This window comes from Caulobacter sp. CCNWLW153 (genome assembly GCF_036889365.1).
GTDB lineage: Bacteria > Pseudomonadota > Alphaproteobacteria > Caulobacterales > Caulobacteraceae > Caulobacter > Caulobacter radicis.
This window is the reverse complement of record NZ_JBAKFV010000005.1, coordinates 66339-80968: the sequence shown is the minus strand read 5'-3', so window position 1 is coordinate 80968 and position 14630 is coordinate 66339. Positions and strand designations below refer to the sequence as shown.

The 14630-nt window shown below is 68.5% G+C and carries 14 protein-coding genes; 5 read left to right on the top strand and 9 right to left on the bottom strand.

Annotated elements, in window-relative coordinates; all coding sequences use genetic code 11:
• Window positions 1–78 precede the first annotated feature (78 nt).
• Genes V6S85_RS09670 through lptF form a run of 3 tightly spaced genes read right to left on the bottom strand, consistent with a single transcriptional unit; the run spans window position 79 to window position 4755 of the window.
• A complete protein-coding gene (locus tag V6S85_RS09670) occupies window positions 79–2484 on the bottom strand; it encodes an LPS-assembly protein LptD (protein WP_334348813.1) in 2406 nt (801 codons plus the stop codon).
• 28 nt (window positions 2485–2512) lie between these two features.
• Window positions 2513–3604: an LPS export ABC transporter permease LptG gene (gene lptG / locus V6S85_RS09665; RefSeq protein WP_431830621.1), complete on the bottom strand. Its 1092-nt coding sequence runs from the start codon at window positions 3602–3604 to the stop codon at window positions 2513–2515.
• Window positions 3605–3615: 11 nt separating this feature from the next.
• Entirely contained in the window at window positions 3616–4755 is a 1140-nt protein-coding gene (gene lptF / locus V6S85_RS09660) for an LPS export ABC transporter permease LptF (protein ID WP_334348812.1), read from the bottom strand.
• A 250-nt stretch (window positions 4756–5005) separates the two neighbouring features.
• Here lptF and V6S85_RS09655 point away from each other — a divergent pair, with 250 nt between their 5' ends.
• From V6S85_RS09655 to V6S85_RS09640, 4 genes are all read left to right on the top strand, one after another.
• Window positions 5006–6487, top strand: coding sequence for a leucyl aminopeptidase (locus tag V6S85_RS09655; RefSeq protein WP_116564545.1), 1482 nt, complete (start codon window positions 5006–5008; stop codon window positions 6485–6487).
• An 8-nt stretch (window positions 6488–6495) separates the two neighbouring features.
• Entirely contained in the window at window positions 6496–6954 is a 459-nt protein-coding gene (locus V6S85_RS09650; protein WP_116489626.1) for a DNA polymerase III subunit chi, read from the top strand.
• Window positions 6951–7289, top strand: a complete 339-nt coding sequence (locus V6S85_RS09645) for a peptidase inhibitor I78 (RefSeq protein ID WP_165828704.1) — start codon at window positions 6951–6953, stop codon at window positions 7287–7289. The genes V6S85_RS09650 and V6S85_RS09645 overlap by 4 nt, the downstream gene beginning before the upstream one ends.
• A gap of 328 nt (window positions 7290–7617) precedes the next feature.
• Complete coding sequence (locus V6S85_RS09640; RefSeq protein WP_334348811.1) at window positions 7618–9324, top strand: cellulase family glycosylhydrolase; 1707 nt, start codon at window positions 7618–7620, stop codon at window positions 9322–9324.
• A 235-nt stretch (window positions 9325–9559) separates the two neighbouring features.
• Here the strand turns inward: V6S85_RS09640 and V6S85_RS09635 are convergent, their stop codons facing one another.
• Window positions 9560–9970 carry a hypothetical protein gene (locus V6S85_RS09635; RefSeq protein WP_334348810.1) on the bottom strand — a complete coding sequence of 137 codons (411 nt, stop codon included), beginning with the start codon at window positions 9968–9970 and terminating at the stop codon, window positions 9560–9562.
• A 78-nt stretch (window positions 9971–10048) separates the two neighbouring features.
• On the bottom strand, window positions 10049–11923 hold the full coding sequence (locus V6S85_RS09630) for an ABC-F family ATP-binding cassette domain-containing protein (protein ID WP_334348809.1): 1875 nt from the start codon (window positions 11921–11923) through the stop codon (window positions 10049–10051).
• An 89-nt stretch (window positions 11924–12012) separates the two neighbouring features.
• Here V6S85_RS09630 and ndk point away from each other — a divergent pair, with 89 nt between their 5' ends.
• Complete coding sequence (gene ndk, locus V6S85_RS09625) at window positions 12013–12432, top strand: nucleoside-diphosphate kinase (RefSeq protein ID WP_058350417.1); 420 nt, start codon at window positions 12013–12015, stop codon at window positions 12430–12432.
• 66 nt (window positions 12433–12498) lie between these two features.
• Here ndk and V6S85_RS09620 read toward each other — a convergent pair whose 3' ends face one another.
• The 4 genes from V6S85_RS09620 to purM are packed head-to-tail and all read right to left on the bottom strand — an operon-like array spanning window position 12499 to window position 14599.
• The gene (locus V6S85_RS09620; RefSeq protein ID WP_116564537.1) at window positions 12499–12771 is read right to left on the bottom strand and encodes a type II toxin-antitoxin system RelE/ParE family toxin; all 273 of its coding nucleotides are present in this window, start codon (window positions 12769–12771) and stop codon (window positions 12499–12501) included.
• A complete protein-coding gene (locus tag V6S85_RS09615) occupies window positions 12759–12938 on the bottom strand; it encodes an antitoxin (RefSeq protein WP_116564535.1) in 180 nt (59 codons plus the stop codon). The genes V6S85_RS09620 and V6S85_RS09615 overlap by 13 nt, the downstream gene beginning before the upstream one ends.
• Window positions 12939–12980: 42 nt before the next feature.
• Window positions 12981–13562, bottom strand: coding sequence for a phosphoribosylglycinamide formyltransferase (gene purN / locus V6S85_RS09610; protein ID WP_334348808.1), 582 nt, complete (start codon window positions 13560–13562; stop codon window positions 12981–12983).
• On the bottom strand, window positions 13562–14599 hold the full coding sequence (purM, locus tag V6S85_RS09605; RefSeq protein WP_334348962.1) for a phosphoribosylformylglycinamidine cyclo-ligase: 1038 nt from the start codon (window positions 14597–14599) through the stop codon (window positions 13562–13564). Before purM ends, purN begins: the two co-directional genes overlap by 1 nt.
• Window positions 14600–14630 lie beyond the last annotated feature (31 nt).

Sequence of the window (14630 nt, the reverse complement as noted above, 5' to 3'; positions counted from 1 at the left end):
GGGCCTTCGGCGGTCGCGTCTGGTTGCGTCACGGGGACGCGTGCGGACGCCCGCACGTCCCCCCGGACGTAGGATTGCTTAGTCGCTGTACCCTGTATCACCCAATGTGGCGAGCGTTAGGCGCACGACGACCGAACGGTCAGGCTGGAGCCTGAGACCGCTCACCGTCGAGCTATAGCGGTCTTCCTGTTGGTAGATGATGTCGATGCGGATGCAATCGTCCGTGTAGGCCACGCCGAGGTCGCGGCGACGCCAGGTTTCGGCCACCAGGTCCAGCTGGCCGAACGCCGTCAGGGCCCACTTCTTGGTCAGCTGCAACTGGCCGCGGGTTTCGAAGTTTTCCTGCCGTTCGCCGTTGGAGTCGACGTTGTCCTTCAGGTAGCGGAACGAACCCTGGAGCCGCGAGGTGTAGGCGTCGGCGCCGGTTTCCAGGCGATTGATCTTGGTGGTGTCGGAGTCCAGGCGCGTGCGGATATAGGCGTTGATGCCGCGCACCGGGGTGACGGTGGCCGCAACGATCCAGTCGGACGACTTGTCCCGCAGGCCCGTGCGATCGGGCAGCAGCGGGTCGTACTCGGTGCGGAAGCTGCGGCCGACCAGCACGCTGCCGCCGCGTCCGTCGGCCGTGTTGAAGGTCGCCCGGCCGCCCACGTTCATGCGGGTGCCGCCCTCGTAGAGGTCGAAGCCCGGCGACTTGTTGGTGCGGAACAGGTTGGTCTCGTCGAACTCGAAGGCCGAGCTGTCCTCGTTGTACAGGTAGGTCCTGGCGCCGTTGCGGGCGACGACCACGGGCACGCTGGAGCTGTCCGAGCCGGTGGCGATCTGCACCAGCGGCTCAAGGATGACGCTGCCGCCCTTCTTCAGGCCCTTGTAGAGCGGGAGGCTCAGGTCGACCCCGGCCACGCCCATGGTGCGCGTGTAGTTGACCTCGGAGTCGTCGCCGGCCGCCAGGGCTTCGGTCGTCAGGTAGACGCCCTTGATCTTGTAGGCGTCGCCGCGAACCTGGGCGAAGGGCTGCACGCGCAGGCCCGGTCCGACGACGGCGCTGGCGCGCCAGTCGGCCTGGGCGCTGGCCCGCGCGCTATCGGCCCCGTCCTGGCCGCGATAGGTCGGCAGGTCGTAGGGCGACTCGCCGAACTGCGATTCCGAGCGGTTGAGCAGCACGCCCGAGCCCTGCAGCCGCAGGCGGCCGAACAGGACCGGGGATTCAGGCTCCCAGCGGCCTTCCACCAGCGGGCCGATCAGCGGGAAGGCGCCGCTGTTCTCGAACTTGTTGCCCAGGCCGGTCGTGGAGTCCGTGCCGACCACGCGCAGGCCCTGCACCGAAACGGCCGAGATCGACAGCCACGAGCGGTCGTCCTGCCGCGAGGTGTAGATCTGCGACGTCAGGCGGTGATCCTCGCTCGTGAACAGGCCGCGCTGCTGATAGACGTCGTTGATGTCGTACTTGTCGAAGATCAGGGCGTCGGAGGCGCGCTCGGCGCTGAAGCCCCACTTCCACTTGTCGTCGATGTCGAACGCGCCCTTGGCCAGGATGTAGCTGCGCGTCGTGGCGTCGCCGAAGCGATTGCCGCGGTTGTCGAACTCCTTCTCGTATGTCGCCCCCATGCGCGCCTCGAGCATCCCCGAGTAGAAGCGCTTGCGGTAGTTGACGTTCAGGAAGGGGTTCACCTTCGTGTTGATCTGCGGGCTGATGATCACGTCCTGGGAGGGCGAGATCACCTGCAGGTAGGGTTGCTGGTAGGACAGGCCGCGACGTTGCGACAGGCCCACCTTCGGCGTCAGGAAGCCCGAGCTGCGCGGCGCCTGCGGGTCCGGATGCCAGAACAGCGGCAGGTACAGCAGCGGCGCGCCCCACAGGCGGATCTTGGCGCCGTGGTAGTAGACGATCTGGCGGTTCTTATCCTGGACCACCTTGTCGGCCTCGATCGACCAGGTCGGGGTGGGCTTTTCGGCGCAGACGTCGCAGGGGGTGTAGATCGCCTGGTTGAGCTCTGTGACCTGCTCGTTGCGGCGGATCGCGGTGGCGGCCGCGATCTTCACGTTCTGGTCCATGCGCGTGGAGAAGTTGCGCGCGAAGCCGGCGCGCATGTCCTTGTCCAGGGTCAGGTCGTCGGCGAACTGGGCCGTGCCGTCGGCGTTGATCAGCGACACCTTGCCGTGGGCGGTCACCACGCCGGTCTTGGTGTCGTAGATGACTTCCTGGGCGCGCAGGGTGCGGCCCTGGTAGCGGACCTCGACCGAGCCGCGCGCCGTCATGGTCTGGGAAGCGTCGTCGCGGATCAGCAGGTCGGATTCGAGATAATAGCCCTCGTCGCCCAGGCCATCGTCGGCCACGGCCGGCTTGGCCGGGACTTCCGGGATGGTGGCGAGCGACTGCTGGGCCTGGGCGACGCCGCTCGCGGCGGCCACGGCCAGCCAGGCGACGCCGGCCATCAGCAGCTTGCGAACCGCCGCGCCCGGCGCTGGGCTTAGATCGATCATCAGGGGCCTCGATGCCGGCGTCACAGACTCAACCATCCTCGGTATAGCAAAGCAGGGTCAGCCCCGCCAAAAGCGCCGCGACCGGAGGGGTCCAGGCGGCCAGGATCGGCCCCAGGACGTCGGCCTTGCCGAGCGCGCCGCACAGTTCGTTGAAGAAGAAGAAGCCAAACCCGAGCGCAACGCCAGAGCCGGCCAGGGCCGCAAGGCCACCAAGGCGCATCAGGCGCAGCGAAAAGGCGGCCGCCAGGATCGACATGGCCGCGAACAGCAGCGGCGTGGCCAGCATCTGTTGCAGGCGCATCTTGAACGGCGTCGCCGAGAAGCCGGCCGCCTCGGTGCGGGTGATCGTCTCGGGCAGACGCCAGAACGCCACGGCCTGCGGGTTCTTGAAGCGGTCCGCGGCAGTGCGCTCGTCCAGGTCCGACGGCACCGAGGCGCTTTCCGAGCGCAGGGCGCCGGCCCCGGGCGTGGCCTCGCTGACGCCGGTCAGGCGCCAGAAGCCGGGCTCCAGCCGCGCTTCGGCGGCCTCGTAGCGGCGGGTGAAGACCAGGCTGCCGTCCGGCTTGACGTCGTAGACGAAGAACGAGACCCCGCGCAGGCGCACCGCGCCGTCGACCATGTCGCGCATGCGCGCGCGGATGACGATCTGGCGCTTGTCGTCGCCCTGGCGCAGCCAGGCGCCCTTGGGGGTGTTCTTCAGGTAGCCGGCCAGCAGGGCGTCGCGCTCGGTCTCGAACCGCGCGCTCATCGCCGAGGTCAGCGGATTGAGCAGGGTGACGGTGACGATCCCCATGGCGAAGGCCGCGAAGGCCGCCGGCAGGATGAAGCGCCAGGCCGAGACGCCGGCCGCGCGCATGGCGATCAGCTCGCTGCGGCGGTTGAGGCCGACGAACGCGCCCAGGGTGCCGAACAGGAAGATGAACGGCGTCAGGGTCAACAGGGTGGCCGGCGCCTGAAGCACGGTCAGGTACAGCAGCTGGCCAAAGCCCGCGTCTTCCGAGCGCGTGCCGACATTGCGGGTGATGTCGACGAAGGCGATCAGCATCACCAGCGCGCCCAGCACCGCCAGGGCCGCGCCCAGCGAGGCCAGCGTCTTGCGCAGCACGTAGCGCTCGAGCATGCCGATGCCGATCACGACACGCCTCCCAGCGGCTGCAGGCCGACCGGCGCGGCGATCGGCACGTAGCGCTTGACCTTCTGGCGGAAGATCTGGGCCAGGCCCCACCAGGTGGCGGCGATCGGCACGGCGTACTGCAGGACGTTCAGCCACGCCTGGTCGTCGCAGGCGGCCTGCACGCCGAAGCCCAGGATCCGCACCACGGCGGCGGCGGCGCCGACGGCGGCGATGCGCTTGCCATAGCCCATGCGGCTGAACGAGCCGCCGATCACGGCCGCCAGGGCCATGGCCATCATGGCGATGTTGTAGAGCGGACTGGCCAGCCGCGAATGGCCCTCGGCCAGCATCTTCACGCGGTTATGCTGTTCCCAGTCCTGGGTCATGTCCGGGAAGAACAACTCGTGCGGATAGCGGTCGGCGATCTTGTAGTGCAGCAGCTCGTCGCTCTGGAACAGGGTCGACAGGTCGAAGACGTATTCCTCGAACGACAGGTAGTTCAGCACGCCGGCGCTTGAGAATTCCTGGTTCGAGCCCTTGCGCATGATCAGCACCGGCAGGTCGTTGCGCTTGGCGATCACGCCTTCGCGCGCCGTGTAGGTGACCGAGCCGCCGTTGGGCTTTTCCTGGTGGATGAAGAGGTTCTTGATCAGGTTGTCGCGGTCGATGGTCTGGGCGTAGACCGTCAGGCCGGGGCCGGGCTCGGTGAACTCGCCAGGCCGCACCAGGGTCGAGGCGAGATCCGTCTTCATGTCGAAGGCCGTCTCGCGGATCAGCCGCGCCGACCAGGGTTGCGCCCAAAGGCCCAGCGCCAGCGAGATCAGCGCCGCGAACACCGAAAGCCGCATGGCCGGCGAGATCACCCGCCAGCGGCTCATGCCGCCGGCGAAGCAGACGACGATTTCCTGCTCGGTGTGCAGGCGGTTCAGCGCCACCAGGGCGGCCACGAACAGCGCCACCGGCATGATGATGTTGAGCAGCTGCGGCAGGGCCAGCAGGATCATCTTGGCGAAGATCAGCGCCGTCTGGCGCTGCTCCACCAGGATGTCGAATTCCGACAGGCTGCGGGCAAGCAGCGCCAGCGCCGCCAGGGCCGCGGTGGCCAGGATGGTCGGCCCGACCAGCTGTCGGAAGAGATAGCGTTCGATCAGGCGCATGCAGGGGGTGGTTTCGGGGGCTTCACGGATTCGCGCGGCGAACCCCGGCGGTGGGCGTGTTCTACACGTCTGGCTCGGCTTGGCACAACCGAAGACATTATGCGGGGCGGCGTGACGGGGCTGTGAACGGCGACGGTCTTTTCCCAGGGTTCGGCATGGACTATGCCGGGCGTTCACGTCCTGTCGCGTCGGATCGCGGCCTTCTCAAGGCCGCGCCGCGATCGGATCTCCCGCTTCCCAGGAGCGCTCAATGCGTATCGAGTTCGTCCCCGCCGACAGCCAGGCCGGCGCCACCGCCGCTCTCGCGGTTCTCGCCTACGAGGCGGCGGCCCTTTCGCCCGAGGCCAAGGCGGTCAACGACGCCGCCGGCGGCGCCATCGCCCGCGCCGCGGCCGGCGGCCGTTTCATCGGCGCCAAGGGCCAGGTGCTCGACATCGTCGCCCCGGCCGGCCTCGACGCCGCCCGCGTGGTGGTCATCGGCGTCGACGGCGCCGGCGTCGTCGAGCCCGAGACGGTCGAGATCGCCGCCGCCCACGCCTACAACGCGGTGAAGACCTCGGGCGTGACCGAACTGCTGCTCAAGCTCGGCGGCGACGCCGAGACCGCCGCCCGCGTCGCCTTCGGCGTCAAGCTGGCCGCCTACCGCTTCGACAAGTACCGCACCACCGAGAAGGCCGAGAAGAAGCCCTCGGTCGCCACGGTCAAGGTCGCCGCCGCCGATCCTGCCAAGGCCCAGAAGGCCTTCGCCGCACTGGAGCCGATCGCCGACGCCATCCTGTTCAGCCGCGATCTCGTGTCGGAACCGGCCAACATCCTTCACCCCGAAGAGTTCGCCGCCCGCGTGAAGGGCCTCGAGAGCCTGGGCCTCGAGGTCGAGATCCTCGGCGAAAAGGAAATGGCCGCGCTGGGCATGGGCAGCCTGCTCGGCGTCGGCCAGGGCAGCGTCCGCGAAAGCCAGCTGGTCATCGCCAGGTGGAATGGCGCGGCCGACAAGTCGGCCCAGCCGATCGCCTTCGTCGGCAAGGGCGTCTGCTTCGACACCGGCGGCATCTCGATCAAGCCCGCCGAGGGCATGGAAGACATGAAGTGGGACATGGGCGGCGCGGCCGCCGTGGCCGGCGTCATGCACGCCCTGGCCGGCCGCAAGGCCAAGGTCAACGCCATCGGCGTGCTGGGCCTGGTCGAGAACATGCCCGACGGCGCCGCCCAGCGTCCTGGCGACGTCGTCACTTCGATGTCGGGCCAGACCATCGAGGTCATCAACACCGACGCCGAGGGCCGCCTCGTTCTGGCCGACGCCCTCTGGTACACGCAGGACCGCTTCAAGCCGAAGTTCATGGTCGACCTGGCCACCCTGACCGGCGCGATCATCATCTCGCTGGGCAACGACTACGCGGGCCTGTTCAGCAACAACGACGGCCTGTCGGAGAAGCTGCTGGCCGCCGGCGACGCCGAGCGCGAGCCGCTGTGGCGCCTGCCGCTGCCCAAGGCCTACGAGAAGCAGATCGAAAGCCCGATCGCCGACATGAAGAACATCGGCGGCCGCCCGGCCGGCTCGATCACCGCGGGCCTGTTCCTGCAGCGCTTCGTCAACGGCGTGCCGTGGGCCCACCTCGACATCGCCTCGACCGCCTGGCGCAAGGGCTCGACCGATCCGACCGTGCCGGACGGCGCCGTCGGCTTCGGCGTGCGCCTGCTCAACCGCCTCGTCGCCGACGCCTACGAGGGCTGATCCGCCTGATGTCGGCCGCGCCCTGCGAGATCTGGTTCTACCACCTGGAGCGAAGCAGCGCCGAGCAGGTGCTGCCCGAGCTGCTGGAAAAGACCCTGGGGCGCGGCTGGAAGGCTCTGGTCAGGGGAGGGGATCCGGCGCGCCTCAACGCGCTGGACGCCCACCTCTGGACCTTTCGGGACGACAGCTTCCTGCCGCACGGCCTGGCCGAGGAGCCGCTGGCCGAACGCCAGCCGGTGCTGCTCAGCGCAGCCCTCGACAACCCGAACGGCGGCGATGCGTTGTTCCTGCTCGACGGCGCCGAGCCGGGGGATCTGAGCGATTTTACGCGCTGCATCCTCTTGTTCGACGGCCGTGACGAAGAGGCCCTGCGGCTGGCGCGGGGCCGCTGGAAGGCGTTCAAGGCCGCCGGCCACCCGGTTTCCTACTGGCAGCAGGCCGAACGCGGATGGGAGAAGAAGGCATGAAGCGGCTGTTGACCGTCCTGGGTGCGACCATGGTCCTGGCGGCCTGCTCGACCAGCGCGCCCGAACCCGCGCCGCCGCCGCCGCCCGAAACCCCCGTGGCCCCGCCGGCCATCGCCCTGCCCAAGCCGCCGGAGCCCGAGAAGGACCAGTGCGGCCTGAAGGACGCGCAAGCGTTCGTCGGCAAGAACCGCACGCAGCTGCCGGCTCCGGTCGACCCCTCGCGCTGGCGCGTGGCCTGCACCACCTGCCCGGTGACCATGGACTACCGCGCCGATCGCCTGAACATCCTGTTCAACCCCGACACCGGCGTCGTGCAGCAGGTGAAGTGCGGCTGAGGCCGAGTCGCCTACCTTTTAAAGCATCTCCAGAGCCGTCATCCGGGAAAGCACGCAGCGCTTATCCGGGACCCAGGGGACCGGGCGCGGCGCCAGGGTTTGCGCCCGCGGCCGTCGCCGCCTCCCTGCGCGCCGCCCCTGGGTCCCGGCTCTACGCTTCGCTACGGCCGGGATGACGAGCGAGGTGGCGAATTAGAATTTCCCCCTAACCATTTGTCCTCATGGACAAATGCGGAGTCCATCTAGACAGAATCCAAGTCCCCGGGCCAAGTCTCCGCGCGACGTCGCGGCGCTCCCAAACAGCCGCGCGCGCCTGGGGAGTTTGAGCATGAAGTTCGCCGCCGTCCTGGCCGCCGCCGCATCGCTGCTGGCCGTTTCCTCCGCCGTCGCCGCCGGTTCCGCGCCGCCGCCGGGGCCCCAGTGGCTGAAGGCGAAGGACGGCCGCATCGTCGACGAGACCGGCGCGCCGGTCATCCTGCGCGGCATGGGCCTGGGGGGCTGGATGCTGCAGGAGGGCTACATGCTGCGTCTGTCCAAGCTTGGCCAGGAGCACGTGATCCGCGGCAGGATCGCCGCCCTGGTCGGCCCCGAACGCGAGGCGGCGATCCATACCGCCTGGCTCGACAACCACACCACCAAGGCCGACATCGACTACATGGCCGCCGCCGGCTTCAACTCGGTGCGCCTGCCGATGCACTACGCCCTGCTGACCCTGCCGGCCGACCAGGAACCCGTTCCGGGCGTCGACACCTGGAAGGAGGACGGTTTCAGGCGCATCGACGACCTGCTGGCCTGGACCAAGGCCGCCGGCATGCACCTGATCCTCGACCTGCACGCCGCGCCGGGCGGGCAGGGCAACGATCTGGCCATCTCCGACCGCGATCCGGCCAGGCCCTCGCTGTGGGAGGCGCCCGAGAACCAGCGCAAGACCATCGCCCTCTGGAAGAAGCTCGCCGACCGCTACAAGGACGAGCCGGCCATTGCCGCCTACGACGTGCTCAACGAGCCCAATTGGGACTTCGACATGCCGGCGACGAAGAACGGCTGCGGCGACGAGAAGCAGGCGCTGCTCTGGGACTTCCAGCGCCGCGTCACCGCGGCCATCCGCGAGGTTGACCAGCGCCACCTGGTGATCATTGAGGGCAACTGCTGGGGCAACAACTACAAGGGCATGGGCAAGCCCTGGGACGGCAACATGGCGCTGTCGTTCCACAAGTATTGGAACCGCAACGACGAGGCCGCGCTCGAGCCCTTCCTGAAGCTGCGCGAGCAGACCGGCCTGCCGGTTTGGCTGGGCGAGTCGGGCGAGAACTCCAACGTCTGGTTCGCCGACGCCATCCGTCTGGTGGAAAGCCACGGCATCGGCTGGGCCTTCTGGCCGCTAAAGAAGATCGGCTTCAACCAGCCGCTACAGGTCGAGGTCGGCCCGGACTACGACGCCGTGGCCGCCACGCTGACGGGCGAGGCCAAGACGCCCGTCTCGGCCGACAAGGCCTATGCGGTGCTGATGAAGTTGGCCTCCCGCGACGTGCGCTTCGAGAACAACACGCCCCATCCCGACGTGATCGACGCCATGCTGCGCCAGCCGCACGACGACTCGGCCCGGCCGTTCAAGCCGCACCGGATCACCGCCAAGGGCGGGAGCATCTCGGCTGTCGACTACGACCTGGGCCCTATCGGCCGGGCCTACTGGGACCAGGACGCGGCCAACTACCACGTCGCCACCGGCGGCGAACGCACGCTCTGGAACACCGGCCGTGCGTACCGCAACGACGGCGTCGACATCGCCCCCGACGGCAAGCGCATCACCGATTTCACCGCCGGCGAATGGCTGCGCTACACGGTGAAAGCCGAGCGGGCCGGGACCTATGCGGTGAAGATCGTGGGGCAGGGGCCGATGACGGTGTCGGCCAACGGCGGCGCCGGCGTGACCTCGGGCGGAACGGTGCGAGTGCTGGCCGGGACGAACGTCCTGGTCCTGCGTTCCGACGGCGCGGCGGAAGCCACGTCGCTGACCTTGAACCCTCTCCCATAGGGGGAAGGTCGCCCATACGGATCCCCCCTCTGGAGGAGGTGGGCGAAGGGCCGGAGGGGGCCGTTTTCAGTTTCCGCTATGCCCGAAGGTCATCAGGAACGAACGAAGGCATCCGCTCCTGGACGGCGGTTCGCGACATGCCATACGAGTTTCAGCGTGATCGATCGCCGGCCCGGCCTGGAATCGCCAAGACGCTCAAGGCGTACGAGGCGGAGGAAGCTCGGCGTAAGCGCGGCTAGCGCTTGCCCAGGCCCGGGAACATCGCCGCCTCGCCGTCGAAGACGCCCAGATAGCCAAGCTCGCCCAGCAGCGGCGTAAGGTCTTCCAGCTTGTCGGCCTGGGCGCGGGCCGTGGCCAGTTCGCTGGGGCGGCCGGTCTGGTCGTGCAGGCGATAGACCGTCCACATCTTGCCCTTGGGGGCCGCGGCGCCCGGGGTGAGATAGCGGTGCTCCCAGCCCACCAGGGCCGGAACGCGACCGATCTCGACGTCGAACGGACGGTCGCGGAAGGCCAGGTCCATCTCCAGCCGCGTGGCCTCGGCCAGGCGCTGGTCGAGCCAGGTGGCGAAGGCTTCCAGCACGGCGGCGGCCGACAACCCTTCGGGGTTGGCGACGACGTGGTTGCGGCTGGAAAGGGCTGCGGTCATGACCGCATCAGTACGCCCGAAGGTCTGTCGGAACGGCTAAATCTCTTGGTTTACTGGCGTTTACCGAGAGTTGCGGACCTAGCCCTCGGCCTCGGCCAGCTGTTCGGCCAGCTCCATCCAGGCAGCTTCGGCCTCGTCGAGCCTGGCCTTGGCGTTGTCGCGGCGCTTTTCCAGCTCCGGAACCTTGGCGGGCGTCTTCACATAGAGCTGCGGGTCGGCCAGCTGGGCTTCCAGCTCGGCCAGGTCCCGGGTCTTGCGGTTCATCACCTGCTCGGCGGCCTCGACCTTGCGGCGCAGGGGCTCGACGGCGACCTTCTTCGGAGCGGCCGGAGAAGCGGCTTCGGCCTTGGCCGGCTCGCGCGCCACCTGGGTCGGCTTGACCGCCTGCTTGGCGCGCTCGAGCACGAACTTGGCGTAGTCGTCCATGTCGCCATCGAACGGCGCGACCTTGCCGTCGGCCGCCAGCCACAGCCGGTCGGCCACCAGCTCCATCAGCGAGCGGTCGTGGGTGATCAGCAGCACCGCGCCCTCGTAGTCGTTCAGCGCGTCGAGCAGGGCCCGGCGGCTGTCGATGTCGAGGTGGTTGGTCGGTTCGTCGAGGATCAGGACGTGCGGGGCGTCCATGGCCACCAGGTTCAGCAGCAGGCGGGCGCGCTCGCCGCCCGACAGGTTGGCCACCGTGGTGTCCTGCTTGTCGAAGTTCAGGCCCCATTGCGCCAGGCGCGAGCGGCGCGAGGATTCGCTGGCGTCCGGCATGGCCCGGCGGACGATCTCCAGCGGGGTGTCGTTGGGATCCATCGCCTCGATCTGGTGCTGGTGGAACCAGCCGACCTTCATCTTCTTGTCGCGGTGCAGGTCGCCCTTCTGGATGTCCAGCGCGCCGGCGATCATCTTGGCGAAGGTCGACTTGCCCGCGCCGTTGACGCCCAGCAAGCCGATGCGGTCGTCCAGGTCCATGCGCAGGTTGAGGTTCTTCAGGATTGCGCGACCGGCCTCGTAGCCGACGTCGGCCTTCTCCAGCCGGATCAGCGGCGGGGCGAGCGGCTTGGGCGGCGAGGGCAGGGTGAAGGGCGCGACGCGCTCCTCGATGGTGGTCGCCACCGGCTCCATCTTGGCCAGGCGCTTCATGCGGGACTGCGCTTGCGCGGCCTTGGAGGCCTTGGCCTTGAAGCGGTCGACGAAGGCCTGCAGGTGGGCGCGCTCGGCGTCCTGCTTGGCCTTCGCGGAGAGTTGCAGGCGGGCCTTCTCGGCGCGGCGCTTTTCGAAGTCGTCGTAGCCGCCGGTGTAGAGCTCCAGCTTGCCGCCGGCCAGGTGCAGCATGTGCGTGCAGCTGTTGTTGAGCAGCTCGCGGTCGTGGCTGACGATCAGGGCGGTGTGCGGATACTTCTTCAGCCGGGCTTCCAGCCAGAGGGCGCCTTCCAGGTCGAGATAGTTGGTCGGCTCGTCGAGCAGCAGCATGTCGGGCTCGGCGAACAGGGCCGCGGCCAGGGCCACACGCATCCGCCAGCCGCCGGAGAACTCGCTCATCGGCCGTGCAAGATCGTCTTGGCTGAAACCGAGGCCGGCCAGGATTTCCGAAGCCCGCGCCGGGGCCGAGTCGGAGTCGATCTCGATCAGCCGGCCCCAGATCTCGCCCATCTCCTCGGGATCGGCGGTTTCCAGCCGGGTCAACAGGCCATGACGCTCCTCGTCGGCCTCCAGCACGGTGTCGAGCAGCGAGACGGGCGTGGCCGGGTGCTCCTGGTCGACCGAGCCGATGCGGGCGTTCTTGGGCAGGCTGATCTCGTCGCCGGCGGCGACCAGGTGGCCCAGGATCAGCTTGAACAGCGTCGACTTGCCCACGCCGTTGCGGCCGATCAGGCCGACCTTGGCGCCCGGCGGCAGGCTGACGGTCGCCTTCTCGAAGAAGCGGCGTCCCCAGGCGTCGAAAGTAAGGTCGTTGATCTGAAGCATGTTGGGAACGCGGGGTTGGCGGCGAGGAGGCGCCCGGCTATAAGCCCGCAACCTCCCAATTCACAAACTTTCTCTGTGAGATTTTCGGAATGACCGAACGCACCTTCTCGATCCTGAAGCCCGACGCGACCCGCCGCAACATCACCGGCAAGATCAACGCCGTGATCGAGGAAGCTGGTCTGCGCATCGTCGCCCAGCGCCGCGTCCACCTGACCGAAGCTCAGGCCAAGAAGTTCTACGAAGTCCACGCCGAGCGCCCGTTCTACGGTGAACTCGTCGCCCAGATGACCGCCGAGCCGGTCGTCGTGCAGGTCCTGGAAGCCGAAGGCGCCGTGGCCAAGTACCGCGAAGTCATGGGCGCCACGAACCCGGACAACGCCGCCGAAGGCACCATCCGCAAGCTGTTCGCCCTGTCGATCGGCGAAAACTCGGTCCACGGTTCGGACAGCCTCGAGAACGCCGGCATCGAAATCGCCCAGTTCTTCACCGACGCCGACATCGTCGGCTAAGGCTTCCGGGCTTTAGGTTATGAAAAGGCCGGCGGGGCGACCCGCCGGCCTTTTTGTTTTCTTGGGTCAGTCTGGCTCGCGAGCGCCGTGGCGGATCTCCAGGATCACGACGCGGTCGGTCTGAACCATGTATCTGATCAGATAAGGCGGGATGACCGTGAGCTCCCGTCGCCCTCGGTTGATCGTCCGCCCGCGATCCGGCGTTGTTTCCAGACTACGGGCGGCGCTAACGAGTCGCGCAGCTAGGCGCTGAGCGGCCAGCGGTTTGAATTCGGCGACATAGGCTTGGATCGCGCGAAGGTCTGCAGCTGCGCTACGGGTCCAGACTACTTGAACCACGAGGCCGGGGCCGGCTTTTCATCCGGCGTACCCCAGCTCTCCAGCCAGGCGCAGACCTCATCGTTCGGAATCAGACGGCCAGCCGCAATATCGTCCAGCGCCTCAGCATGGCGATGCGCGTCCGCGTCTTCATCGATCTCGTCGAAGATTGAGGGCTCGGACTTCATGGAGCGATCGTAGCACGAGGCGCCACGAAGCGAAAACCGCCCTCAAAGCCCCCGAACGAACTCCGCCAGCACCGCCGGATAGAGCTTGTGCTCTTCCACCAGCACCCGAGCCGCCAGCGCATGATCGTCGTCGCCAGCCTCGATCGCCACGCGAGCCCGGCCCAGGATCGGTCCTTCGTCGACGCCGGCCGTGACCAGATGCACGGTGCAGCCGGCTTCCGCGTCGCCCGCCGCGATGGCGCGGGCGTGGGTGTCGAGGCCCGGATATTTGGGCAGCAGGGACGGATGGATGTTCAGCATCCGGCCTTCCCAGGCGTCGACCAGGAAGGGCGTCAGGATCCGCATGTAGCCGGCCAGGGCGACGACCTCGATCCCGCGCTCGCGCAGGGCGGCGTCGACCGCGCGTTCGTGGGCTTCGCGGTCCTTGCCGAACGGCTTGCTCGGCACGCACAGGGCCTCGATCCCGGCCGCTTCAGCCGTCGCCAGACCACCGGCGTCGGCCTTGTTGGCCAGGACGAGGACGATCTCGAAAGGGCAGGCCGGGTCCTGGGCGGCGCGGACCAGGGCTTCCATGTTGGAGCCCCGGCCCGAGATCAGGGCGGCGACCTTCGTGCGTGCGGACATCAGGCCTTGGCCAGCTGGCCGCAGACGAAGGCGTCTTCGCCGGCGTTCAGCAGGGCGGCGAGCACCGGCTCGACGTCGGCTTGCGCGACGATCAGGATGAAGCCGACGCCGCAGTTGAAGGTGCGGCGCAGTTCATGGGCGTCGATCTGGCCGACCTCTTGCAGCCACTCGAACACGGGCGGCAGGGCCCAGGCGTTCCAGTCGAACTCGGGGACCAGGCCGTCAGCGATGCAGCGCGGCGGGTTCTCGATCAGGCCGCCGCCGGTGATGTGGGCGCCGCCCTTGACGCGACCCGACTGAAGGAGGGGCAGGATCGACTTCACATAGATGCGGGTCGGGGCCATCAGGGCCTCGGCCAGCGTCTTGCCTTCCTCGAAGGGCGCCGGAGCGTCCCAGGCCAGGCCCGAGCGCTCGACCACGCGGCGCACCAGCGAGTAGCCGTTCGAGTGCGGACCCGACGAGCCGATGCCGATGATCACGTCGCCGGCGCGCTGCTTGTCCAGCTTGGGCAGGACGCCGTCGCGCTCGACCGCGCCGACCGAGAAGCCGGCCAGGTCGTACTCGCCATCGCCGTACATGCCCGGCATTTCGGCGGTCTCGCCGCCGACCAGGGCCGCGCCGGCCAGCTTGCAGCCCTCGGCGATGCCGGCGACCACGCTCTTGGCGGTCTCGACGTCCAGCTTGCCGGTGGCGAAGTAGTCCAGGAACATCAGCGGCTCGGCGCCCTGCGCCAGCAGGTCGTTGACGCACATGGCGACGAGATCGATGCCGACCGTGGCGTGCATCCCCGCGTCGATGGCGATGCGCAGCTTGGTGCCGACGCCGTCGGTGGTGGTCACCAGCAGGGCGTCCTCGTAGCCGGCCGCCTTGAGGTCGAACAGCGCGCCGAAGCCGCCGAGGCTGGCTTCCGCGCCGGGGCGGCGAGTCGCCTTGGCCAGCGGCTTGATGGCGTCGACGAGGGCGTTGCCGGCATCGATGTCCACGCCGGCCTGGGCGTAGGTCAGGCCGCCGGCTTGGTCGGTCTTCGGATCGCTCATCGGGTCGCTCATCTGTGGTTCCAGGCCCTCC

Bases quoted from the DNA above. Each gene is read 5' to 3' on its own strand.
- lptF (WP_334348812.1), bottom strand. From the start codon at position 4,755: ATGCGCCTGATCGAACGCTATCTCTTCCGACAGCTGGTCGGGCCGACC.
- V6S85_RS09635 (WP_334348810.1), bottom strand. From the start codon at position 9,970: ATGACCGCAGCCCTTTCCAGCCGCAACCACGTCGTCGCCAACCCCGAA.
- V6S85_RS09650 (WP_116489626.1), top strand. From the start codon at position 6,496: ATGTCGGCCGCGCCCTGCGAGATCTGGTTCTACCACCTGGAGCGAAGC.
- V6S85_RS09615 (WP_116564535.1), bottom strand. From the start codon at position 12,938: ATGAAGTCCGAGCCCTCAATCTTCGACGAGATCGATGAAGACGCGGAC.
- V6S85_RS09655 (WP_116564545.1), top strand. From the start codon at position 5,006: ATGCGTATCGAGTTCGTCCCCGCCGACAGCCAGGCCGGCGCCACCGCC.
- V6S85_RS09645 (WP_165828704.1), top strand. From the start codon at position 6,951: ATGAAGCGGCTGTTGACCGTCCTGGGTGCGACCATGGTCCTGGCGGCC.
- lptG (WP_431830621.1), bottom strand. From the start codon at position 3,604: ATGCTCGAGCGCTACGTGCTGCGCAAGACGCTGGCCTCGCTGGGCGCG.
- V6S85_RS09630 (WP_334348809.1), bottom strand. From the start codon at position 11,923: ATGCTTCAGATCAACGACCTTACTTTCGACGCCTGGGGACGCCGCTTC.
- purM (WP_334348962.1), bottom strand. From the start codon at position 14,599: ATGAGCGATCCGAAGACCGACCAAGCCGGCGGCCTGACCTACGCCCAG.
- purN (WP_334348808.1), bottom strand. From the start codon at position 13,562: ATGTCCGCACGCACGAAGGTCGCCGCCCTGATCTCGGGCCGGGGCTCC.
- ndk (WP_058350417.1), top strand. From the start codon at position 12,013: ATGACCGAACGCACCTTCTCGATCCTGAAGCCCGACGCGACCCGCCGC.
- V6S85_RS09640 (WP_334348811.1), top strand. From the start codon at position 7,618: ATGAAGTTCGCCGCCGTCCTGGCCGCCGCCGCATCGCTGCTGGCCGTT.
- V6S85_RS09670 (WP_334348813.1), bottom strand. From the start codon at position 2,484: ATGATCGATCTAAGCCCAGCGCCGGGCGCGGCGGTTCGCAAGCTGCTG.